14 protein-coding genes are annotated in these 22,349 nt (G+C 69.3%); 5 read left to right on the plus strand and 9 right to left on the minus strand.

Annotation, left to right across the window (positions count from 1 at the left end):
* Positions 1-16: 16 nt before the first annotated feature.
* The 7 genes from ACUDCK_RS14820 to ACUDCK_RS14850 all read right to left on the minus strand — a co-directional run bounded on the left by ACUDCK_RS14820 (position 17) and on the right by ACUDCK_RS14850 (position 10,295).
* Positions 17-787: a peptidylprolyl isomerase gene (locus ACUDCK_RS14820; RefSeq protein WP_116791124.1), complete on the minus strand. Its 771-nt coding sequence runs from the start codon at positions 785-787 to the stop codon at positions 17-19.
* A gap of 17 nt (positions 788-804) precedes the next feature.
* Entirely contained in the window at positions 805-1,488 is a 684-nt protein-coding gene (gene narI / locus ACUDCK_RS14825) for a respiratory nitrate reductase subunit gamma (protein ID WP_116791123.1), read from the minus strand.
* 17 nt (positions 1,489-1,505) lie between these two features.
* Entirely contained in the window at positions 1,506-2,153 is a 648-nt protein-coding gene (gene narJ, locus ACUDCK_RS14830; protein ID WP_175143831.1) for a nitrate reductase molybdenum cofactor assembly chaperone, read from the minus strand.
* Between the two features lie 14 nt (positions 2,154-2,167).
* Positions 2,168-3,730: a nitrate reductase subunit beta gene (narH, locus tag ACUDCK_RS14835; RefSeq protein ID WP_175143830.1), complete on the minus strand. Its 1,563-nt coding sequence runs from the start codon at positions 3,728-3,730 to the stop codon at positions 2,168-2,170.
* Positions 3,727-7,482 carry a nitrate reductase subunit alpha gene (locus ACUDCK_RS14840; RefSeq protein WP_175143829.1) on the minus strand — a complete coding sequence of 1,252 codons (3,756 nt, stop codon included), beginning with the start codon at positions 7,480-7,482 and terminating at the stop codon, positions 3,727-3,729. Before ACUDCK_RS14840 ends, narH begins: the two co-directional genes overlap by 4 nt.
* Positions 7,483-7,630: 148 nt before the next feature.
* Positions 7,631-9,016 (minus strand): NarK family nitrate/nitrite MFS transporter, encoded by a 1,386-nt coding sequence (locus ACUDCK_RS14845; RefSeq protein ID WP_063581760.1) that lies wholly within the window; start codon positions 9,014-9,016, stop codon positions 7,631-7,633.
* Between the two features lie 19 nt (positions 9,017-9,035).
* Positions 9,036-10,295, minus strand: coding sequence for an MFS transporter (locus tag ACUDCK_RS14850; protein ID WP_049074042.1), 1,260 nt, complete (start codon positions 10,293-10,295; stop codon positions 9,036-9,038).
* A gap of 241 nt (positions 10,296-10,536) precedes the next feature.
* Here ACUDCK_RS14850 and ACUDCK_RS14855 point away from each other — a divergent pair, with 241 nt between their 5' ends.
* Entirely contained in the window at positions 10,537-11,787 is a 1,251-nt protein-coding gene (locus ACUDCK_RS14855; protein WP_175167980.1) for an NnrS family protein, read from the plus strand.
* Between the two features lie 23 nt (positions 11,788-11,810).
* Here ACUDCK_RS14855 and ACUDCK_RS14860 read toward each other — a convergent pair whose 3' ends face one another.
* Complete coding sequence (locus ACUDCK_RS14860; protein ID WP_175167981.1) at positions 11,811-12,626, minus strand: hypothetical protein; 816 nt, start codon at positions 12,624-12,626, stop codon at positions 11,811-11,813.
* Between the two features lie 70 nt (positions 12,627-12,696).
* A complete protein-coding gene (locus ACUDCK_RS14865; protein ID WP_175167982.1) occupies positions 12,697-13,851 on the minus strand; it encodes an FAD-dependent oxidoreductase in 1,155 nt (384 codons plus the stop codon).
* A gap of 128 nt (positions 13,852-13,979) precedes the next feature.
* Here ACUDCK_RS14865 and ACUDCK_RS14870 point away from each other — a divergent pair, with 128 nt between their 5' ends.
* From ACUDCK_RS14870 to ACUDCK_RS14885, 4 genes are all read left to right on the plus strand, one after another.
* Positions 13,980-14,948: a LysR family transcriptional regulator gene (locus ACUDCK_RS14870; RefSeq protein WP_175167983.1), complete on the plus strand. Its 969-nt coding sequence runs from the start codon at positions 13,980-13,982 to the stop codon at positions 14,946-14,948.
* A gap of 67 nt (positions 14,949-15,015) precedes the next feature.
* Entirely contained in the window at positions 15,016-16,188 is a 1,173-nt protein-coding gene (locus ACUDCK_RS14875) for an efflux RND transporter periplasmic adaptor subunit (RefSeq protein ID WP_175143824.1), read from the plus strand.
* A 4-nt stretch (positions 16,189-16,192) separates the two neighbouring features.
* Positions 16,193-19,270 (plus strand): multidrug efflux RND transporter permease subunit, encoded by a 3,078-nt coding sequence (locus ACUDCK_RS14880; protein ID WP_116791114.1) that lies wholly within the window; start codon positions 16,193-16,195, stop codon positions 19,268-19,270.
* On the plus strand, positions 19,267-22,335 hold the full coding sequence (locus ACUDCK_RS14885; protein ID WP_175167984.1) for an efflux RND transporter permease subunit: 3,069 nt from the start codon (positions 19,267-19,269) through the stop codon (positions 22,333-22,335). The genes ACUDCK_RS14880 and ACUDCK_RS14885 overlap by 4 nt, the downstream gene beginning before the upstream one ends.
* Positions 22,336-22,349 lie beyond the last annotated feature (14 nt).

The following is a 22,349-nucleotide window of genomic DNA, read 5'->3' on the forward strand; positions in this document are numbered from 1 at the left end:
AGGGCGGGCGCGGGTGTCATGACGGGCTCCCGAACACCCGGTCGTCCTCGGCGCCGCCCAGGTCGATGCCGCGCACGTCGGCGCGCTCCACCAGCAGCCGGGCATACTGGCGCCAGGCGGTGTCGCGGCTGGCGGCGGCCAGGGCCGAGGCGATCGATTCGCGCACCTGCTCGAACGGCAGCAGGCGCCCTTCGATGCGCCGCGTCACGCGCACGATGTGCAGCCCGTGGCGGGTCTCCAGCACCTGCGGCAGCAAGCCGCCCGCCGGCAAGGCGAACACCGCCTTCTCGAATTCGGGCACGGTGTCGCCGCGCCCCAGCTGCCCCAGGTTGCCGCCCACCGCCGCCGACGGGCAGTTGGACTGCCGCCGCGCCACCTCGGCAAAGCCGGAGGGGTCGGCCAGCAGGTCCGCCAGCACCGCGCTGGCGTGGGCCCGCAGCATGTCCAGGTTGACCCCGGGGGTGACCTGGAACAGGATGTGGTCGGCCTCGATCAGCTCGCCCACGATGAAGCGCTGCGGATTGGCCTGGTAGTAGCGGCGGCAGGCCGCCTCGTCGGCCTCGGGCGCCTGGGCCTGGCGGGCCAGCAAGGCGCCGATGGCGTCGTCTTCGGACAAGGGCTCCGATTCCGACCCCAGCCCCAGCCGCGCCGCCTCGTCCAGCAGCACCCGCCGCAGCACCAGCGCCGTGGTGGCGGCGCGCATCGGGTTGGGCGCGTCCGCATGCAGCGGCAGTTCTTGTTCCATGTCGGCGTCGGTCAGTTCGACGCCATTGATGGTCACAGGCATGTCGGCCTCCTTGCCGCTCAGCGCGGGCGCACCAGTTGCCAGGCGCGGCCCAGGTAACCCAGCGACGCGAAGCCGCTCCACACGTGCACCAGGCGCGTGAACGGGAAGATCACGAACAGCGTCAGACCCATGAAGAGGTGCGCCTTGAACAGCGGCGGCACCTCGGCCACAAAGTCGGCGGCCCCACTGCGGAAGGTCACGATGTGCTGCGCCCAGTGCATCAGGCGCACCATCATCTCGCCATCCATGTGGCCGGCCGACAGCGCGATGGTCGACAGGCCCAGCAGCAGCGTCACCAGGATCCACAGCAGCAACAGCTTGTCGCCGGGCCGGGTGGCCTTGCGGATGCGCGGGTCGCTCAGGCGGCGGTGGATCAGGATCAGCAGGCCGATCAGGCACAGCCCGCCCATGACGCCGCCGGCCACCATGGCGACCGTCTGCTTGAGCGTGTGCGACACGCCCAGCGTGTCCCACACCACCACCGGGGTCAGCAAGCCGACCAGGTGGCCGAAGAACAGCCCCAGGATGCCGACGTGAAAGAGGATGTTGCCCAGCCGCAGCTGGCCGCGATGCAGCAGCTGCGAGCTGTCGGTCTTCCAGGTGTACTGCTCGCGCTCGAAGCGCGCCAGGCTGCCCAGCAGGAACACCGTCAGGGCGATGTAGGGATAGATGCCGAAGAAGAACTGGTTCAGGGAATTCATGATGCGTGTCCTGGAAATTAGCGGGTGACCGGCGCCCGGGGATAGAAGCGCACGGCCTGCGCGCCGTCGCCCGAGAACGGGCGCAGCAGCGGTTCGACGCCGTCGGCGCCAGCGCCGAAGGTCTCCATGGCTTCGTCCATGTCGCGCACCGGCGGCGCGGTCTGCTCGCGCGGCGTGACCCGCGACAGGCCGCGCAGCACGACGAAGACGCTGGCGTACGGGCTCTCGTTGCGCGCCAGGCGCGCGCCGATGGCGGCCAGCACGTGGATGGCGTCGTCCAGCAGGTCCTGCGCCACGGCCGGGTCGATCACGCCCAGGAACTCCAGGAACAGCGGTACGTGGTCCGGCAGTTCCGACACCACCGGTTCGAAGCCGTGCTGGCGGTAGGTCTCCAGCAGGTCGACCATGGCCTGGCCACGGTCGCGGCTTTCGCCGTGCACGTGCTCGAACAGGTGCAGCGAATGGGCGCGGTTGCGGTCGAAGGTGGCCACGTAGGTCTCCTGCAGCGCGATCAGGTCCTGGCTGGCGAGGTGGCCGATCAGCGGTTGCAGGGTTTCCTCGGCTTCCGGATAGGCGGCCAGCGCGCCCTCGACCTCGGTCAGGGCGTCCAGCAGTTCCTGTTCGGGGTAGCAGAGCAGCGCGGAAAGCAGGCGATAAAGGCTCATGGTTTTCTCCCGTCTCAGGCCGCGGCCTTCTTGCGCGACTTCGGCATGTCGATGAAGATCTCGCTGCCCTGCGGCTTGCGGCCGAACAGCGTGCCTTCCGAGACGCCGCCCGAGCAGCCGTTGCCGAAGGTGAAGCCGCAGCTGCCCTTCTCGTTGAAGCTGTCCTCGACGATTTCCTTGTGGCTGCTGGGCACCACGAAGCGGTCCTCGTAGTCGGCAATCGCCATGATGCGGTACATGTCCTGCACGGTTTCTTCCGACAGGCCGACCTGCTCCAGCAGGGCCGTATCGCGCTCGCCATGCACGGTCTCGGCACGCTTGTAGGCGCGCATCGCCAGCATCCGTTCGAGCGCCCGCAGCACGGGGGCTTCCTTGCCCGCCGTCAGCAGGTTGGCCAGGTAGCGCACCGGGATGCGCAGGCTGGCCACATCCGGGATCATGGCGCTGGTGCCGAGCGTGCGCTGAGGCATCTTTCCGGCCTCGGCGGCGGTCTGGATCGGCGACAGCGGCGGGATGTACCAGACCATCGGCAGCGTGCGGTATTCCGGATGCAGCGGGAAGGCGACGCGCCACTCCACCGCCATCTTGTAGACCGGCGACTGGCGCGCGGCTTCCAGCCAGGATTCCGGGATGCCCTGCTCGCGCGCGGCGGCGATCACCTCGGGCGAGTGCGGATCCAGGAACAGGTCCAGCTGCGACTGGTACAGGTCCTGCTCGTTGCCGACGGCGGCGGCGCGCTCGATCTGGTCGGCGTCGTACAGCATCACGCCCAGGTAGCGGATGCGGCCGACGCAGGTCTCCGAGCACACGGTCGGCTGGCCGGCCTCGATGCGCGGGTAGCAGAAGGTGCACTTCTCGGCCTTGCCGCTATGCCAGTTGTAGTAGATCTTCTTGTACGGGCAGCCCGAGATGCACATGCGCCAGCCGCGGCACTTGTCCTGGTCGACCAGCACGATGCCGTCGTCCTCGCGCTTGTAGATCGAGCCCGACGGGCAGCTGGCGACACAGGCCGGGTTCAGGCAGTGTTCGCACAGGCGCGGCAGGTACATCATGAAGGTGTTCTCGAAGGTCGAGTACATCTCCTTCTGCACGCCCTCGAACAGGGCGTCGCGGCTGCGCGCGGCGAATTCGCCGCCCAGGTCGTCCTCCCAGTTCGGACCCCAGACGATCTTGTCCATCTTCTTGCCGGTCAGCACCGACACCGGGCGCGCCGTCGGCGGCGTCTGCGACAGCGGCGCGTTCTTCAGGTGCTCGTAGTCGAAGGTGAACGGCTCGTAATAGTCGTCGATCTGCGGCAGGTTCGGGTTGGCGAACAGGTTGGCCAGGATGCGCAGCTTGCCGCCCTGGCGCGGTTCCAGCTTGCCCGCCGCCGTGCGGCGCCAGCCGCCCTGCCATTTCTCCTGGTTCTCCCATTCCTTGGGATAGCCGATGCCGGGCTTGGTCTCGACGTTGTTGAACCAGGCGTACTCGACGCCGTCGCGGCTGGTCCAGACGTTCTTGCAGGTGACCGAGCAAGTGTGGCAGCCGATGCACTTGTCCAGATTCAGCACCATGCCGATTTGGGCGCGTATCCTCATGATTGCTTCTCTTCCTGTTGCGTTTGGGCGGCGGGATCCTCGACCAGCGGGCCTTCCAGCCAGTCCACCTTCTTCATCTTGCGCAGCACCACGAATTCGTCGCGGTTGGCGCCCACGGTGCCGTAGTAGTTGAAGCCGTAGGCCTGCTGGGCGTAGCCGCCGATCATGTGGGTCGGCTTGAGCACGGTGCGCGTCACCGAGTTGTGGATGCCGCCGCGCTTGCCGCTGGTCTCCGCGCCCGGCACGTTCACGATCTTTTCCTGGGCGTGGTACATCAGGCACATGCCGACCGGCACGCGCTGGCTCACCACCACCCGCGCGGTCAGCGTGCCGTTGACGTTGAACACCTCGACCCAGTCGTTGTCGACCAGCCCGGCCTGCTTGGCCTCGGCCTCGGAGATCCACACGTGGGGACCGCCGCGGCTCAGGGTCAGCATGCGCAGGTTGTCGGAATAGGTGCTGTGGATGCCCCACTTCTGGTGCGGCGTCAGCCAGTTCAGCACCAGCTCCTTCTCGCCATTGGGATAGCGCCCCAGCATCGGCGCGATGGTCTTGGTGTCGATCGCCGGCTTGTAGACGCACGAACCCTCGCCGAAGTCCAGCATCCAGCGGTGGTCCTGGTAGAACTGCTGGCGGCCGGTCAGGGTGCGCCACGGGATCAGCTCGTGCACGTTGGTGTAGCCGGCGTTGTAGCTGACTTCTTCGCTTTCCAGGCCCGACCAGGTCGGCGCCGAGATGATCTTGCGCGGCTGCGCCTGGATGTCGCGGAAGCGGATCTTGTCGTGCTCGCGGCCCACCGCCAGGTGGGTGTGGTCGCGGCCGGTGATCTTGCCCAGCGCTTCCCAGGCCTTGACCGACACGTGGCCATTGGTCTCGGGGGCGAAGGTCAGGATCATTTCGGCGGCGTCGATGGCGCTGTCCAGCCGCGGCCGGCCCTGGCTCACGCCAGCTTCGGCCACGCGCTCGTTGATGCCGGCCAGTTCGCCCACTTCGTGCTCGGTGTTCCAGTTGATGCCCTTGCCGCCGTTGCCCAGCTTGTCCAGCAGCGGACCGACCGAGGTGAACTTGCGGTAGATGTCGTTGTAGTCGCGCTCGACCACGGTCATGTTGGGCGCGGTCTTGCCCGGCACCAGGTCGCATTCGCCCAGCTTCCAGTCCCTGGGTTCGAAGGCCTGCCCCAGTTCCCCCGGGGTGTCATGCATCAGCGGCGTCAGCACCAGGTCGCGGCGCTTGCCCAGGTAGGGGCCGCCGATCTCGCTGAACTTCCTGGCCAGCAGCTTGTAGATCTCCCAGTCGGTCTTGCTTTCCCAGAGCGGCTGCACGGCTTCGCTCAGCGGGTGGATGAAGGGGTGCATGTCGGACGTGTTGAGGTCGTCCTTCTCGTACCAGGTGGCCGTCGGCAGCACGATGTCGCCGTACAGGCAAGTGGTGCTCATGCGGAAGTCCAGCACCGTCAGCAGGTCGAGCTTGCCCTCGGCCGCGTCTTCCTGGTAGTTGACCTCGACCGGCTTGATGGCTTCGGCCTCGTCGCCGAACACCGCGTTCTGCGTGCCCAGCAGGTACTTCAGGAAGTACTCGTGGCCCTTGCCGCTGGAGCCCAGGATGTTGGAGCGCCACACGAACATGTTGCGCGGGAAGTTGGCGGGGTCGTCGGGGTCTTCGCAGGACATGCGCAGTTCGCCGGACTTGAGCTGCTCGACGGCGTGGGCCACCGGGTCCTTGCCGGCGGCTTCGGCCTGCGCGGTCAGGTCCAGCGGATTGGTGCGCAGCTGCGGCGCCGACGGCAGCCAGCCCATGCGCTCGGCGCGGGCGTTCAGGTCGATCATGCTGAGGTCGCCATAGCGGCCGCGGTCGGCGGTCGGGCCCAGCACTTCCTGCACGTTCAGCTTTTCATGGCGCCACTGGCTGGTATGGGCGTAGAAGAACGAGGTGCCGTTCATCTGGCGCGGCGGGCGCACCCAGTCGGAGGCGAACGCCAGCGGCGCCCAGCCGAACTGCGGCCGCAGCTTTTCCTGGCCCACATAGTGGGCCCAGCCGCCGCCGCTCTTGCCGACGCAGCCGCACATCATCAACATGTTGATGATGCCGCGGTAAATCATGTCCATGTGGTACCAGTGGTTCAGGCCGGCGCCGACGATGACCATCGACTTGCCCTCGGTGTCGTGGGCGTTCTGGGCGAACTCGCGCGCCACCTGGATCACCTGCGCGCGCGGCACGCCGGTGTGCTTTTCCTGCCAGGCCGGGGTGTAGGGCACGTCGTCGTCATAGGACGCGGCCACGTTGCCGCCGCCCAGGCCGCGATCCAGGCCGTAGTTGGCCATCTGCAGGTCGTACACCGTGGCCGCCAGGGCCTCGCTGCCGTCGGCCAGGCGGATGCGGCGCGCCGGCACGTTGCGCACCAGCAGTTCGTCGTGCTCAGCGCCGAAGTACGGGAAACCCACGCCGACCACGGTGTCGGCGCTGTCCGCCAGGCTCAGGCGCGGCTCGATGGCGCGGCCGCTGCCGCCGTCGCGCGCTTCCAGGTTCCAGCGGCCGACCTTCTCGCCGCCGTTGACCGCGCCCTCGCCCCAGCGAAAGCCGATGCTGCCGTTGGGCGCCACCAGGTCGCCGCTGGTTTCGTCGAATACCAGCGTCTTCCAGTCGGGGTTGTTCTGCTCGCCCAGCGCGCCGTCAAGCTGCGAGGCGCGCAGGAAATGGTCGGGCGCATAAAAGCCGTCGCGCTCCTTGAGCAGGACCAGCATCGGCATGTCGGTGTAGCGCCGCACGTAGTCGCGGAAATAGGCCGAGGCGCCCGACAGGTGGAATTCCTTGAGGATGACATGGCCCATGGCCATCGCCAGCGCGGCGTCGGTGCCCTGCTTGGGCGCCAGCCAGATGTCGCCGAACTTGACCATTTCGCCGAAGTCGCTGGACACCGCCACCGTCTTGGTGCCCTTGTAGCGGACCTCGGTGTAGAAGTGGGCGTCGGGCGTGCGGGTCTGCGGCACGTTCGAGCCCCACACCATCAGGTAGGTCGAGTTGTACCAGTCGGCCGATTCCGGCACGTCGGTCTGCTCGCCCCAGATCTGCGGGCTGGCCGGCGGCAGGTCGCAATACCAGTCGTAGAAGCTCAGGCAGGCGCCGCCCAGCAGGCTCAGGTAGCGGGCGCCGGCGGCGTAGCTGACCATCGACATGGCGGGAATCGGCGAAAAGCCGATCAGGCGGTCGGGGCCGAACTTCTTGATGGTGTAGGCATTGGCGGCGGCGATCATCTCGGTGGCCGTGTCCCAGTCCGTGCGCACGAAGCCGCCCAGCCCTCGCACCGACTTGTAGCGCCTGGCGCGCGCCGGGTCCTGGCTGATCCATTCCCAGGCCGCGATCGGGTCCATGGTCTTGCGCGCCTCGCGCCACATTTCCATCAGGCGGCCGCGCATCATCGGGTACTTCACGCGCTGCGCCGAATAGACGTACCAGCTATAGGACGCGCCACGCGGACAGCCGCGCGGCTCGTGGTTGGGCAGGTCCGGCCGCGTGCGCGGGTAGTCGGTCTGCTGGGTCTCCCAGGTGATCAGGCCGTTCTTGACGTAGACCTTCCACGAGCACGAGCCGGTGCAATTGACCCCGTGGGTCGAGCGCACCACCTTGTCGTGCTGCCAGCGGGCGCGATAGGCGTTTTCCCACTTGCGGTCTTCATTGACCACTGCCCCGTGACCGTCCGCGTAGGTGGATTTCACCCGCGACATGAACTTCAACCGGTCCAGAAAATGACTCATTGCGTTTCTCCAAGAGCGCCGGCGCGGCCGGCGCGTACTGCAATCCGTGCTGTCAAAATCACTTTAGTGGTCGCCCGCCGCGCCGACCATTCGCCGGTGGCACAGGGCGGGCGCGGCAGAGTGACTAGTCACCCCGGCCAGCCCCGCTTCAGCAGGGCACCGGCGCGTTGCGGCGCGCGTAGTACCACCAGGTGATCAGCACGCAGGTGGCGTAGAAGCCGATGAAGCAATACAGGGCCGCCTGGGCGCTGCCGGTCAGCTCCAGCGAGGTGCCGAAGCTGCGCGGGATGAAAAAGCCGCCATAGGCGCCGATGGCGCCGGAAAAGCCCAGCACCGCGGCCGATTCGCGCGCCGCGTCGGTCAGGGCCTGCTTCTGCGCGGCTGCGCCCTTGCCGTGCGCGGCCTGGGTGCGCTCGCGCAGGAAGATCACCGGGATCATGCGGAAGGTCGAGCCGTTGCCCACGCCGGTCAGCGCGAACAACACGATGAACATGGCCAGGAAGCCGTTGAAATCGCCGCCCTGCCCGTTCAGCGGCAGGAACATCACCACGCCCAGCACCGCGGCGATCATGCCGATGAAGGTGAACAGCGTGACGCGCGCCCCGCCCAGCTTGTCCGAGACCCAGCCGCCCACCGGCCGGGTCAGCGAGCCCACCAGCGGGCCCAGGAAGGCGTAGGTGGTCGGGTCGACCTGCGGGAACAGCGTCTTGGTCAGCATGGCAAAGCCCGCCGAGAAACCGATGAACGAGCCGAAGGTGCCCACGTACAGCCAGCACATCAGCCAGTTGTGCTTGCGCTTGAATATCACGGCCTGGTCGGCGAACGAGGCGCGCGCGTCGGCGATGTCGTTCATGCCGAACCATGCCGCCAGCGAGGCCAGCGCGATCGGAATGACCCAGATGAAGCCGGCGTTCTGCAGCCACAGGCTGCGTTGGACGCCGCCGGCGGTAATCGTCTGCGGCTCGCCGCCCAGCGCGCCGAACACGCCCATCGAAATCACCACCGGCACCACGAACTGCACCAGCGACACGCCCAGATTGCCGATGCCGGCGTTCAGGCCCGTGGCCAGGCCCTTCTTGTCCTTGGGAAAGAAGAAGCTGATGTTGGCCATGCTGGAGCTGAAGTTGCCGCCCCCCAGGCCGCACAGCAGCGCCAGGATCAGCAGCGTCGGGAACGAGGTGGTCGGGTCGCGCAGCGCGAAGCCCATGCCCAGCGCCGGGATCAGCAGCGAGGCGGTCGAGATCGCGGTCCACTTGCGGCCGCCGAACACCGGCACCAGGAACGAATAGAAGATGCGCAGCGTGGCCCCCGACAGCGCCGGCAGCGCGGTCAGCCAGAACAACTGGTTCTTGGACAGCATGAAGCCGGCGCGGTCGAGGTTGACCACCACCACGCTCCACAGCATCCAGATGCTGAACGCCAGCATCAGCGCGGGAATGGAAATCCACAGGTTGCGGTTGGCGATGCGGGCGCCGGTCTGTTTCCAGAAGCCGGGGTTTTCCGGCTCCCAGCGCGCCAGGACATGGGAAGACATAGGTGTTCTCCGGTGGGGGTCAGGCGGCTTGGCGCCGCGCGGTGGCGGCGCTTTCGGGCCGGAAACTGAAATGCATGAAGATGAGCGAGACGCAGACCGTGCCGTACAGCAGCATGAAGGCGCTGGAGCGCACGCCGGTCAGGTCGAGCAGCACGCCGAACAGGATCGGCAGGATGAAGCCGCCCAGGCCGCCGGCCAGGCCGACGATGCCCGAGACCGCGCCGATGTTCTGGCCGAACTCATCCGAGATGAACTTGAAGACCGAGGCCTTGCCAATCGCCATGGCGATGCCGACGATGAACAGCAGGATGGTGAAGCTGGTCGGGCCCAGGGCGATGTCGAACTGGCGCGGGCCGCCGGTGGTCAGCACGGTGAAGTGCGTCTGCGGATAGCTCAGGATGAAGAACGCCACCCAGCACACCCACATCACCCACCAGGTGGTCTTGTAGGCGCCGTAGCGGTCCGAGATCCAGCCGCCCATGGCGCGCAGCACGCCGCCCGGCAGCGAGAAGCACGCGGCCAGCAGCGCCGCCAGCTTCATGTCGAAGCCATACTCGCCGATGTAGTACTTGGTCATCCAGAGCGCCAGCGCCACGTAGCCGCCGAACACCACCGAGTAGTACTGGCAGTAGCGCCACACGCGCGGGTCCTTCAGCATCGCGAATTGCGCCTTCAGGCTGGCGCCGCCGGCCACCCGGTGCGACGGATCCGAGGCCGAGAACAGCCAGAACAGGATCGCCGTCACCAGCAAGGCCACCGCGTACACCTGCGGCACGATCACCCAGGCGCCGCCGGCCGCGGCGATCAGCGCCGGCGCCACGAACTTGGTGATGGCCGAGCCCGAATTGCCGGCGCCGAACACGCCCATGGCCAGGCCCTGCTTGTTGCGCGGAAACCAGCGCGCCACGTAAGGCGTGCCGACCGAGAACGAGCCGCCGGTCAGGCCCACGAACAGCGCCAGCACCAGGAATTGCCAGTACTCGGTGGCGTAGGACAGCAGCCAGATCGGCACCACCGCCAGCAGCATCAGCACGAAGAACACCGGCCGGCCGCCGTAGCGGTCGGTCCAGATGCCCAGCGGCACGCGCACCAGGGAGCCGGTCAGCACCGGCATGGCGGCCAGCAGGCCGAATTCGGTCTCGGACAGGCCAAGCTGTGTCTTGATGGGAATGCCCAGCACCGCGAAGATCATCCATACCGCGAAGCAGATGGTGAAGGCGAAGGTGCTGGATACCAGGACCCGCATGGGCGCGCTGGCCGAGGGGTGGGTTGATGCCATGGTGGTTCTCGCTTTTTTGCACACGGAATACGACAGCCCCAAGCCTAGGCATCCGCGCCTGCCGCCACCATTCGCCGGCCGACCATATCGGCGCCGCCGATGTGACTAGTCACCCCGGAAAAGCCGCCGCGTTTGCGCGGGATCAAATCCGCGCGATGGGCCGAAAGCGTCTGGCGGCGTTAATATGTATTTCAAATACACATTCAAGGCCGCTCCGCCGGCCATCCGCGCAAAGGCCAACATGTCCACCCTGCTCACCCTGGAAGAACCCGCCGCCGACGGCGCCCCGCGGCCGAATTGGCGCGCCTTCACCGAAATGGGCTTTCGCCCGCTGTACCTGGCTGGCTGCGCCTGGGCGTTGCTGTCGGTGCTGCTATGGGTGTTCGCGCCGGCCCGACTGACGGGCGTGCTGACCGCCATGCCGTGGCACGCCCACGAGATGCTGTGGGGCTTCGTGGCCACCATCGCGGTCGGCTTCCTGCTGACGGCCGGCGCCAACTGGACCGGCCGCAATCCGCTGCGCGGCGCGCCGCTGGCGGCGCTGTGTGTGGTCTGGCTGGTGGCGCGCGGCGCCTACCTGGCGCCCGGCATGACGGCCTTCACCGTCGCCGCCGTGGCCGACCTGCTGTTCTTCCTGTCGGCCGCCATTGCCCTGGCGCGCGCCGTCTGGATCACGCGCAATCGCCGCAACTACGGCGTGCCATTGCTGCTGCTGGCGCTGGCCGCGGCCCACGCGCTGTATCTGCGCGCCGCGCTGGCGGGCGATTACCTGGCGCTGATGCGCTACTTCAACGCCGGCCTTTTGACGATGGCGGTGCTGACGCTGCTGATCGCGCGCCGGGTGCTGCCGTTCTTCGCCAAGCGGGCCGTGCAGGGCCTGGAAATTCCGCCCCACACCCGCAGCGGCCATTTGCAGCTCGGCGCCGGCGTGTTGGCGATTGCCGGCCTGCTGGCCGGGGCGCCGCGTGCCGCCGCGCTGCTGCTCGCGGTCACCGGCATCCTGGCGCTGGCGCAGTGGCTGGCCTGGAAGCCGTGGGCCGCGCGCCGCGTGCCGCTGCTGTGGGTCCTGTACGCGGGTTATCTGGGCCTGGGCCTCGGCCTGCTGGCGGGCGCGGCGCAACTGGCCGGCTACGTGGCGCGGCCCGCCTGGCCGGCGCACGTCATCGGCGTGGCCGGTTTCTCGGTGCTGATCATCGGCATGGCCACGCGCACGGCGATGGGCCACCTGGGCCGGCCGCTGCGCGCCGACCGCAGCATGGTGCTGAGCTATGCGCTGGTGATCCTGGCGGCGCTGCTGCGCCTGGCCGCCCTGGTGCCGACCGGCGCCGCGCTGGGCTTGCTGCATGCGTCGGCCGGCGCCTGGGCGCTGGGGTTCGGCCTGTACCTGTGGCGCTTCTGGCCGTGGATGATCCGGCCGCGCGCGGACGCCGCGGCCAAGCCGGCGGCGCCGATGATGAAGATCGTGCCCGCCGGGCCGCGCCGGGCGCCTTGAAGCGCGGGCGGCCGCCCCGTTTATCAGCCGCGCGCTTCGCGCCGGCGGGTCGCTTCCAGTTGCTTCTTCATGGCCTTGAGCCAGGCCTTGAGCTGCTGCATGTCGACGAACTGCGACAGCTCGAACTCCAGCTCGCCGATGTAGTCCTGCACATCGGCGATTTCCGCGTCCAGGTCTTCCATCAGGTCGGCCGGGTCGATCGGCTGCTCCGGATCGAAGCGGTATTCGGCCTTGAAGTCGCGCTCGAACGCGGCCAGCTCGCGGTTCACGGCCGCCAGTTGCTCCCGCAGCACGGGAATGGCCAGCGCCAGCTTGTCCTGGGGCACGCCGTCCAGGCCGTCCGGCCCCAGCGCCAGCAAGGCCTCGGCCTGCGCCAGCGCGTCCGGCGCGAACGTCGCGGCGGTGGCGGGCGCGTCTGCCTGGGCCTGCGCGGAGGCGGCCATCTCGGCCATCTCGGCCGCCTCGGCCTCGCGTTCCTCGGCCACTTCGGCGTCGATGTCGGAACCGCTGTGCTTGCGGTAGACCGCCTTTAGGCGCTCGATGTCGCATTCGGCCGGCGTGCCGTCCAGCAGGATCGAGAACAGCGTCTCCTGCCCCAATTGCGCGGCGATCTCGGACACCAGTTGACGTTCCGCCTTGGTCAGCTCCTTCTGCCTGGCGGCATGGTCGAAGCAGAGCACCAGCCTGGCCTTGAGCTCGATCTCGGTGACCTCCAGCGGCGCCAGCACCTTGGCATGCTTGCCCTGGTACTCGCGCGCCACGGTTTGCCACAACTGCAACGCGGCGCGGTCGGTGCGCAGCGCGTCGATCAGCGCGGCGGCGGAGGTATTTTCTTGCATGGATGAAACCCTATGAGCGGCCCGGCGCGCGCCGGGGCGGAAACTGGCTGGAAAACCGTATTATCCCCGTTCACAGCCCTGCGCCCCAGGCGCTGGCCAAGCCCCGCAGCGCCGCCGCCGGGTCGGCCGCCCTGGCCTGCTGGTCGCGCAGGCGGCAGATCTCCGGATCGCGCTCGAACAGGCCGCGCGCATGGACGCGGGCCAGCTCGGTCAAGCCGGCGGTCTTGGGCCGGCGGATCGCGGTGAAGGCGGCCAGCGCCGCCTCCAGGTCGCGCGGCCCGGCCGCCAGGCATTGGCCCAGGTGCCAGGCATCCTCCAGCGCCTGGCACGCGCCCTGGCCCGAGGTCGGCAACGGCGCGTGCGCGGCATCGCCCACCAGCAGCACATTGTCCCGATGCCAGACCGCCGGCGTGTCCAGGTCATGCACGGCAATCAGGCGCACGGCGTCGGCGGGCGTCGCCTGGATGAGGCGCGCGACCGGCGCGGCCCAAGCGGCGAAAAGGCCGGCAACCTCCGCGCGCGGATCCGCCCCCTCCCCGGCGGCGGACAGCGGCCGGACCTGGGCCCCGGCCCAATAGACCAGATCCCGCCGCACCGCGACGCAGCCGAAACGCTCGCCGACGCCCCAATAGTCCTGGATGGCGATGTCATCGGCCAGGCCTGGAGCCGACGCGACGCCGATCCAGTTCACGAACCCTTGGTACACCGGCGTGTTGTCGCCCGTGACGAACCGACGCGCCACCGAGTCCATCCGGCCGTCCGCGCCGATGAGCAGGTCCGGCCGGATGGCGGCGCCATTGCCAAACCGCGCCGTGGCGCGGCCATCATCGCCCGGCTCGATCGCCACCGCGCGATGGCCGTACTCGACCGTGATGCCGGCGCGCGCCGTGTGCGCCAGCAGCACGGCCAGCAGGTCGCGGCGCAGGATCGCATGGGTCGGGTAACCCATCAGGCGATCCAGCGCGGTGATGTCGAGTCCGCCCAGGGCATTGCCCGCGGGGTCGTAACGGCGCATCGCCACCGGCTTGCCCCCCAGCGCCGCGACGTCCGGCAGCAACCCGAGCCGGTCGAGCACGCAACCCGCATTGGGCCATAGCGTCACGCCAGCCCCCATCGTGGCCGGCGCGGCGCCGCGTTCGTAGACCCGCGGCCGGTGTCCCGACCGATGCAGGGCGAGCGCGACGCTCAGGCCGGCGATCCCGCCGCCCAGTATTCCGATATCCATGCTGAATCCTTGCTTCAAATCCCGCGTGCCGGCCCGACGCCGCACACAGGATCCGCATCGTAGATTCCGCCGGATGTGAGAACTAGTATGGAAAAATGGGTTCCTTTCATATCGCAAACGGGATAATCATGGGTCAGGCCCTGGATCTGAACAGCGTTCGCGTCTACGCGGCGGTGGTGGACGAACAGAGCTTCGCGGGCGCGGCGCGGCGCCTGGCCATGCCGTCGTCGAACGTCAGCCGCCATGTCGCGGGACTGGAGCGGCGGCTGGGCTTGCGGCTGCTGGAACGCAGCACCCGCCATCTGCGCATGACCGAAGCCGGTCAGTTGCTGTACCAGCGGGCCAAGCCGTTGCTGGACAGCCTGGACGCCACGGAAGAGGAACTGGGCGCGGCCAGGCAGGAACTGCGCGGACCGCTGCACCTGTGCATGCCGGGCGAAGCGCCACGGTTGCTGGCGCCGATCCTGGCGGAGTTCTGCGATCGCCACCCCGGCATCGACCTGGCCTGCGACACCCGCCTCGATGGCATCGACGCGCTGCGCGAGGATGTCGATCTGTCGATCGTGTTCCATCGCGGCCGCCAGGACGACAGCAGCCTCATCACGCGCGAACTGGCGATATTGCCCAGCATCGTGGTTGCCTCGCCCGCGCTGCTGGCCCGCGTCGGCGTGCCGCGCCAGGCGCGCCAGCTCAAGGCGCTGCCCTGCATCACCACCCTGAGCGCGCTCAAGGGCATGCCCTGGCAATTCGTGGACGCGGCCGGAGACATCGTCAAGGTGCCGGTGCGCAGCCGCTACCGCGTCAACAGCGGCGAACTGGCGCTGATGGGCGCGCGCCAGGGCATCGGCTTCGCGATCCTGGCGGCCGTCTCATGCCAGGAGGACCTGGCCGCCGGCCGCCTGTGCGAAGTGCCGCTGGACCTGCAACCGGCCCCGCTGCAGTTGCTCGGGGTCTACAGCCACCGCCACTCGGTCAGCGCGCGGGCCCGGGCGCTGCTTGAATTGATCCAGACGCGGCTGGCCGAGGCCGGCCTGGGCGCGCCGGCGGCAAACCGGCGCAAGGGAGGCCGCATCAAACCTGACGATAAGCTGATATAAAAACGCTAATAATTATTATTCAGCTAGAATCCGTACTGTCCCCAACTTATCCCCCGGCAGTACCGAGATGCCCTTGCCTTCTTCCGCGGGCCCCGCCGCGTTGCGCCAGCGGCTGGCGCTGGCCACCTTCCTGGCCGTGGCCGCGCTGGCCGGCTGGGCAATCTGGCGCTACGCCCTGCAAGGTCCGCCCGCCGCCGCCATTCCCGGTTACGCCCAGCAACCCGTGCCCGTCAGCATCGCCGCCGCGCGCCGCGGTCCGCTGCCACGCGACCTGCATGCGCTGGGCACCATCACGCCGCTGGCGCAGGTGGTGCTGCGCAGCCAGGTCGACGGCCAGTTGCAGCGCCTGCACTACACCGAAGGCCAGGCGGTCAGCCGCGGCCAACTGCTGGCCGAGATCGATCCGCGCCCCTACCAGGCGGCGCTGGCGGCCGCCGAAGGCGAGCTGGCGCGCGTCGAGGCGTTGCTCGGCAATGCCGAGATCGACCTGCGCCGCTACCGGCAACTGGCGCGCCAGGAAGCGGTGGCCGGGCAGCAACTGGACACCGCCGAGGCCCAGGCGCGCAGCTACGCCGCGCAGCGCCAGCGCCTGATGGCCGGCGTCGCCGACGCCCGCCGCCTGCTGGCACAGACCCGCATCCAGGCGCCGCACGACGGCCGCATCGGCTTTCGGCGCGTGGACGCCGGCAACCACGTGCGCGCCGCCGACGCCAATGGCCTGGCCACCCTGGTGCAGACGCGCCCGATCTCGGCGCTATTCTCGATTTCGGAGACCCATCTGGACCTGCTGCGCCAGGCCCAGGCGCAGGCCGGCGACGCCGCCCTGCAGGTGCAGGCCTGGGACGCCGACGAACGCCGCCTGATCGCGCTGGGCACCCTGCAGGCGCTGGACAACCAGATCCACGCCGCCAGCGGCACGGTCAAGCTGCGCGCCCTGTTCGAGAATGCCGACGAGGCGCTGTTCCCGAACCAGTTCGTCAATATCCGCCTGGCGCTGGCGCGGCAGGAAGAGGTGCTGTCGATTCCCACGGCGGCGGTGCAGTACGGCGCCGACGGCGCCTTTGTCTTCGTCATCGGCGACGACCAGCGCGCCACCCGGCGCGACCTGACGCTGGGCCGCGCCAATGCCGGCCGTGTCGAAGTCCGCTCCGGCCTGGCCGTGGCCGAACGCGTGGTGGTCGAAGGCGTGGACCGCCTGCACGACGGCCGCGAGGTGCGGATCGTGGAAACCCAGCCGTAACGCCATGAGCCTGTCACGCCCCTTCATCCTGCGCCCGGTCGCCACCTCGTTCCTGATGCTGGCGCTGCTGCTGTCGGGCATCCTTGCCTGGCGCCTGCTGCCGGTGGCGGCGCTGCCGCAGGTCGACTACCCCATCATCCAGGTCACCACGCCCTACCCCGGCGCCAGCCCCGACGTCACCGCGCGCGCGGTCACCGCGCCGCTGGAGCGCCGCTTCGGGCAGATCCCGGGCCTCAAGCAGATGTCGTCCTCCAGCGGCAGCGGCATCTCGGTGATCACGCTGCAGTTCTCGCTCGACGTCTCTTTGGGCGTGGCCGAACAGGAGGTGCAGGCCGCCATCAGCGCCAGCGGCTCGCTGCTGCCGTCCGACCTGCCGACGCCGCCGGTGTACCGCAAGGTCAACCCGGCCGACGTGCCGATCCTGACGCTGGCGGTGACCTCGGATTCGCTGCCGCTGCCGCAGGTCTACGACCTGGTCGACACGCGCATGACGCAACGCCTGGCGCAGTTGTCGGGCGTAGGCATGGTCAGCCTGGCCGGCGGCCAGCGGCCCGCGGTGCGGGTGCAGGCCAACCCCATGGCGCTGGCCGCGCGCGGCCTGCGGCTGTCCGACGTGCAGGAAGCCATCGCCAAGGCCAACTCCAACCAGCCCAAGGGCAGCTTCGACGGCCCGGTACGCTCGGTCATCATGGACGCCAACGACCAGTTGCAGAGCGCGCAGGAATACCGCGACCTGATCGTGGCCTGGCGCAACGGCGCGCCGGTGCGGCTGGGCGACGTCGCCACGGTCGAGGACGGCGCCGAGAACCGCTACCTGGCCGCCTGGGTCGATCGCCAGCCGGCGGTGCTGGTGAACATCCAACGCCAGCCGGGCGCCAACGTCATCGCCGTGGCCGACCAGGTCAAGGCGCTGCTGCCGCAACTGACCGCCAGCCTGCCGGCGGCGGCGCAGGTGCGGGTGCTGACCGACCGCACCGAAAGCATCCGCGCCTCCGTGCGCGGCGTGCAATGGGAGCTGGCCTTCGCCGTCGGGCTGGTGGTGCTGGTGACCTTCCTGTTCCTGCGCAACCTGCCGGCCACGCTGATCCCGAGCCTGGCGGTGCCGCTGTCCCTGATCGGCACGTTTGGCGTGATGCACCTGGCGGGCTTCTCCACCAACAATCTCACGCTGATGGCGCTGACCATCGGCGCCGGCTTCGTGGTCGACGACGCCATCGTCATGCTGGAGAACATCGCCCGCTACCGCGAACAGGGCCACAGCCCGATGGCGGCCGCGCTCAAGGGCGCCGGACAGATCGGCTTCACCCTGGTGTCGCTGACGCTGTCGCTGATCGCCGTGCTGATCCCGCTGCTGTTCATGGAAGACGTGGTCGGCCGGCTGTTCCGCGAATTCGCCATCACGCTGGCGGTGGCCATCCTGATCTCGCTGGCGGTGTCGCTGACGCTGACGCCCATGATGTGCGCGCGCCTGCTGCCGCCGCACGCCGAGCGCCCGCCCGGCCTGCTCGACCACCTGCAGGCGCGCTATGCCGGCTGGCTCGACATCACGCTGCGCCACCAGCGCCTGACGCTGCTGGCGATGCTGGCCACCGTCGCGCTGACCGGGCTGCTGTACCTGGCGGTGCCCAAGGGGTTCTTCCCGGCGCAGGACGGCGGCGCGCTGCAAGGCGTGACCCAGTCGGCGCAAAGCACCTCGTTCGAGGCCATGTCGCGGCGCCAGCAGGCGCTGGCGCAAAGCCTGCTGGAAGACCCCGACGTCGCCAGCCTGTCGTCCTTCATCGGCATCGACGGCATGAACGCCACCCTCAACACCGGCCGCCTGCTGGTCAACCTCAAGCCCTGGAGCGAGCGCGGCGCGCCGCTGGCCGACATCATGGCGCGGCTGGACGCCCGCGCCCGCCAGGTGCAGGGCATCTCGCTGTACCTGCAACCCGTGCAGGAATTGAACATCGAGGATCGCGTCAGCCGCGGCCAATACCAGTTCACCCTGACCTCGCCCGACAGCGCGCTGCTGGCGCGCTGGAGCCACGCCCTGACCCAGCGCCTGGCCGCCGCGCCGCAACTGGCCGACATCTCGTCGGACCTGCAGGGCGATGGCCGCCAGGCCTACCTGGAGGTCTCGCGCGACGCCGCCGCGCGCCTGGGCCTGACCATGGACGACGTGGCCCAGGCGCTCTACAGCGCCTTTGGCCAGCGCCAGGTCGCCACCCTGTTCACGCAGTCCAACCAGTACCGCGTGGTGCTGGAGGTGGACCGGCGCCTGGCCGCCAGCCCCGAAGCGCTGGAACGCATCCACCTGCGCACGGCGGACGGCCAGCCGATTCCGCTATCGGCGCTGGCCACGGTCAGCGAGCGCGCCGTGCCGCTGGCGGTCAACCACCTGTCGCAGTTCCCCGCCGTGAATTTCTCGTTCAACCTGCCGGCCGGCGGTTCACTGGGCGCGGCCATCGCCGCCATCGAAGCGGCGCGCCAGGACATCGCCATGCCCGCGAGCGTCGAATTGCGCCTGCAGGGCGCGGCGTCCGCGTTCCAGGCCTCGCTGTCCAACACCCTGTGGCTGATGCTGGCCGCCGTGGTCACCATGTATCTGGTGCTGGGCATGCTGTATGAAAGCGCGATCCACCCGGTCACCATCCTCTCGACCCTGCCGTCGGCCACGGTGGGCGCGCTGCTGGCGCTGCTGCTGACCGGCCGGCCGCTGGACCTGATCGCAGTGATCGGCATCATCCTGCTGATCGGGCTGGTCAAGAAGAACGGCATCATGATGGTCGACTTCGCGCTGGAAGCCGAACGCAGCCGCGGCCTGGCGCCGCGCGAGGCGATCCGCGAAGCCGCGCTGCTGCGGCTGCGGCCGATCCTGATGACCACGCTGGCGGCGCTGTTCGGCGCCCTGCCGCTGATGCTGGCCACCGGCTCGGGCGCCGAGCTGCGCCAGCCGCTGGGCTGGGTGATGGTCGGCGGCCTGCTGGTCAGCCAGGTGCTGACGCTGTTCACCACGCCCGCCGTCTACCTGTTCTTCCACCGACTGGGCGCGGGCCGCCGCAAGGCCCTGCCCGCCCCCGCGGACCGGCCGGCGCCATGATCCGCGCGCTGCTGCACCGGCCCATCGCCTGCATCTTCCTGGCGCTGGCCCTGACGCTGCTGGGCGCGGTGGCCTGGCGCCTGCTGCCGGTGGCGCCGCTGCCGCAGGTCGACTTCCCCACCATCGAGGTGCGCGCCGAACTGCCCGGCGCCAGCCCCGAGAGCATGGCCAGCACCGTGGCCGCGCCGCTGGAACGCGCGCTGGGCGGCATCGCCGGCGTCAGCGCCATGAGCTCGTCCAGCAACCAGGGCGCCACCCGCGTGCTGTTGCAATTCGCGCTGGACCGCGACATCAACGCCGCCGCGCGCGACGTGCAGGCCGCCATCAACGCCGCCCGCTCCGAGCTGCCCTCGGGCATGCCGGGCAATCCCAGCTACCGCAAGGTCAATCCGTCGCAGGCGCCCATCATGGCGCTGGCGCTCAGCTCGCCCACCCGACCCGCCGGCCGGCTCTACGACCTGGGCGCCACGGTGCTGGCGCAGAAGCTCTCGCAGATCGTCGGCGTCGGCGAAGTGACGCTGGGCGGCAGCTCGCTGCCGGCGGTGCGAGTGCAGGTCAACCCCAATGCGCTGGCGCACTACGGCGTGGCGCTGGACGACCTGCGCCAGTCCATCGCCAACGCCGCCCCCATGGGTCCGCAGGGCCAACTGGACTCGGCCTCGCAGCGCTGGGAGGTCGGCACGCCCGGCCAGCCGCGCACGGCCGCCGACTACAACGGCCTGATCGTGCGCCACCAGGACGGCGCCGCCCTGCGGCTGGCCCAGGTGGCGCGGATCAGCGACTCGGTCGAGAACCGCTACAGCAGCGGTTTTCACAACCACAACCCGGCGGTGGTACTGACCGTCAGCCGCCAGCCGGGCGCCAACATCATCGAGACCATCGCCGCCATCAACCAGGCCCTGCCCGGCCTGCGCGCGCTGATGCCGGCCGACGTCGACCTGACCGTAGTGCTGGACCGCTCGCCCGGCATCCACGCCACGCTGCGCGAGGCCCACGTCACGCTGGGGCTGGCGGTGGGGCTGGTGATCCTGGTGGTGTGGCTGTTCCTGGGCAGCGCCCGCGCCGCCGCCATTCCCAGCGTGGCGATTCCGGTCTGCCTGATCGCCACCTTCGCCGTCATGTACCTGTGGGGCTTCTCGCTCAACAACCTGTCGCTGATGGCGCTGATCGTGGCCGCGGGCCTGGTGGTGGACGACGCCATCGTGGTGCTGGAGAACATCTCGCGCCACCTCGAGCGCGGCCTGGGTCCGCGCCAGGCGGCCCTGCGCGGCGTGCGCGAGGTCGGCTTCACCCTGGTGGCGATGACGCTGGCGCTGTCGGTGGTGTTCGTGTCGATCCTGTTCATGGGCGGGCTGGTGGAGCGGCTGTTCCGCGAGTTCTCGATCACGCTGGTGGCCGCCATCCTGATCTCGCTGGTGGTGTCGGTCGCCATCATTCCCAGCCTGTGCGCGCGCTGGCTGCGGCCGCCGGCCGAGACCCAAACGCGGCCCTCGCGGCTGCGCGCGGTGTTCGCCCGCATCCACCAATGGTATGGCGCGTCGCTGGCGCGGGTGTTGGGCCACGCCCGCCTGACCCTGCTGCTGCTGGCCGCGGTGGTGGCGCTGAACGCCTATCTGTACGCGCAGGCGCCCAAGGGCTTCCTGCCGCAGCAGGACACCGGCCAGTTGATGGGGTTCGTGCGCGGCGACGACGGCTTCTCGTTCCAGGTGATGCAGCCCAAGATCGACGTCTACCGCCAACTGGTGCTCAGGCATCCGGCCGTGCAGGACGTGATCGGCTACAACGGCGGCAGCCTGGGCATCAGCAATTCGCTGTTCCTGATCCGCCTGAAGCCGGTTGCCGAGCGGCGCGAATCCTCGGCCCAGGTGATCGACTGGCTGCGCGCCAACGCCCCGCCGGTGCCCGGCGGGATGTTCTTCCTGAACGTCGACCAGGACCTGCGCATGCCGGGAGGCTTTGGCAATTCCGGCGACCACGAGCTGGCCATCATGGCCAGCGACGTGCCGGCGCTGCGGCAATGGTCGCGCAGGATCTCGCGCGCGATGCGCGACATTCCCGAGCTGCGCGACGTCGACGCGGTGGGCGACGCCGCCACCCAGCAGGTGGTCATCAACATCGATCGCGCCGCCGCCCGGCGCCTGGGCGTGGACATGCGCACCGTCGCCAGCGTGCTCGGCAACTCCTTCAGCCAGCGCCAGGTGGCGACGCTGTACGACCCGATGAACCAATACCGCGTGGTGCTGGAGCTGGACCCGCGCTACACCGAGGACCCCGAGGTGCTGGAACGGGTGCAGGTGGTGGCGGCCGACGGCAGCCGCGTGCCGCTGTCGGCCTTCGCCACCTACGAACACGGCCTGGTCAATGACCGCGTGTTCCACGACGGCCTGTTTGCCGCCGTCGGCGTCGGCTTCTCGCTGGCTGAGGGCGTCTCGCTGCAGCAGGGCCTGGCCGCCATCGACGCCGCCATGGCGCGGCTGATGGTGCCAGCCCACATCCAGACGCGGCTGGGCGGCGACGCCCGCAGCTTCCAGCAGAGCCTGCAGGACCAGCCCTGGCTGATCCTGGGCGTGCTGGTGGCGATCTACCTGGTGCTGGGCATCCTGTACGAAAGCCCGCTGCATCCGCTGACCATCCTGTCGACCCTGCCCTCGGCCGGCGTCGGCGCGCTGCTGGCGCTGCGGCTGGCCGATATCGAGTTCAGCCTGATCGCGCTGCTCGGCCTGTTCCTGCTGGTGGGGGTGGTGATGAAGAACGCCATCCTGATGATCGACTTCGCGCTCGGCCTGGAGCGGCGCGAGGGCCTGACGCCGGAACAGGCCATCCATCGCGCCGCCATGCTGCGCCTGCGGCCCATCGTCATGACCAACCTGGCCGGCCTGCTGGGCGCGCTGCCGCTGGTGCTGGGCATGGGCGAAGGCTCGGAACTGCGCCGGCCGCTGGGGGTGACCATCGTCGGCGGGCTGATGATCAGCCAGTTCCTGACGCTGTACACCACGCCGATCGTGTACCTGGCGCTGGAGCGGCTGCGCTTGAAGGTGGCGGACTGGCGCGCGCGCCGCGCCTGATCCGCCCGTCCACA

The organism is Achromobacter sp. CF-sbj1-Ac2-l, from assembly GCF_052698165.1.

Coding starts and splice junctions, on each gene's coding strand:
- narI (WP_116791123.1), bottom strand. CDS start 1,488: ATGAATTCCCTGAACCAGTTCTTCTTCGGCATCTATCCCTACATCGCC.
- narH (WP_175143830.1), bottom strand. CDS start 3,730: ATGAGGATACGCGCCCAAATCGGCATGGTGCTGAATCTGGACAAGTGC.
- ACUDCK_RS14850 (WP_049074042.1), bottom strand. CDS start 10,295: ATGGCATCAACCCACCCCTCGGCCAGCGCGCCCATGCGGGTCCTGGTA.
- ACUDCK_RS14855 (WP_175167980.1), top strand. CDS start 10,537: ATGTCCACCCTGCTCACCCTGGAAGAACCCGCCGCCGACGGCGCCCCG.
- ACUDCK_RS14840 (WP_175143829.1), bottom strand. CDS start 7,482: ATGAGTCATTTTCTGGACCGGTTGAAGTTCATGTCGCGGGTGAAATCC.
- ACUDCK_RS14845 (WP_063581760.1), bottom strand. CDS start 9,016: ATGTCTTCCCATGTCCTGGCGCGCTGGGAGCCGGAAAACCCCGGCTTC.
- ACUDCK_RS14885 (WP_175167984.1), top strand. CDS start 19,267: ATGATCCGCGCGCTGCTGCACCGGCCCATCGCCTGCATCTTCCTGGCG.
- ACUDCK_RS14870 (WP_175167983.1), top strand. CDS start 13,980: ATGGGTCAGGCCCTGGATCTGAACAGCGTTCGCGTCTACGCGGCGGTG.
- ACUDCK_RS14820 (WP_116791124.1), bottom strand. CDS start 787: ATGCCTGTGACCATCAATGGCGTCGAACTGACCGACGCCGACATGGAA.
- ACUDCK_RS14880 (WP_116791114.1), top strand. CDS start 16,193: ATGAGCCTGTCACGCCCCTTCATCCTGCGCCCGGTCGCCACCTCGTTC.
- ACUDCK_RS14860 (WP_175167981.1), bottom strand. CDS start 12,626: ATGCAAGAAAATACCTCCGCCGCCGCGCTGATCGACGCGCTGCGCACC.
- ACUDCK_RS14875 (WP_175143824.1), top strand. CDS start 15,016: ATGCCCTTGCCTTCTTCCGCGGGCCCCGCCGCGTTGCGCCAGCGGCTG.
- ACUDCK_RS14865 (WP_175167982.1), bottom strand. CDS start 13,851: ATGGATATCGGAATACTGGGCGGCGGGATCGCCGGCCTGAGCGTCGCG.
- narJ (WP_175143831.1), bottom strand. CDS start 2,153: ATGAGCCTTTATCGCCTGCTTTCCGCGCTGCTCTGCTACCCCGAACAG.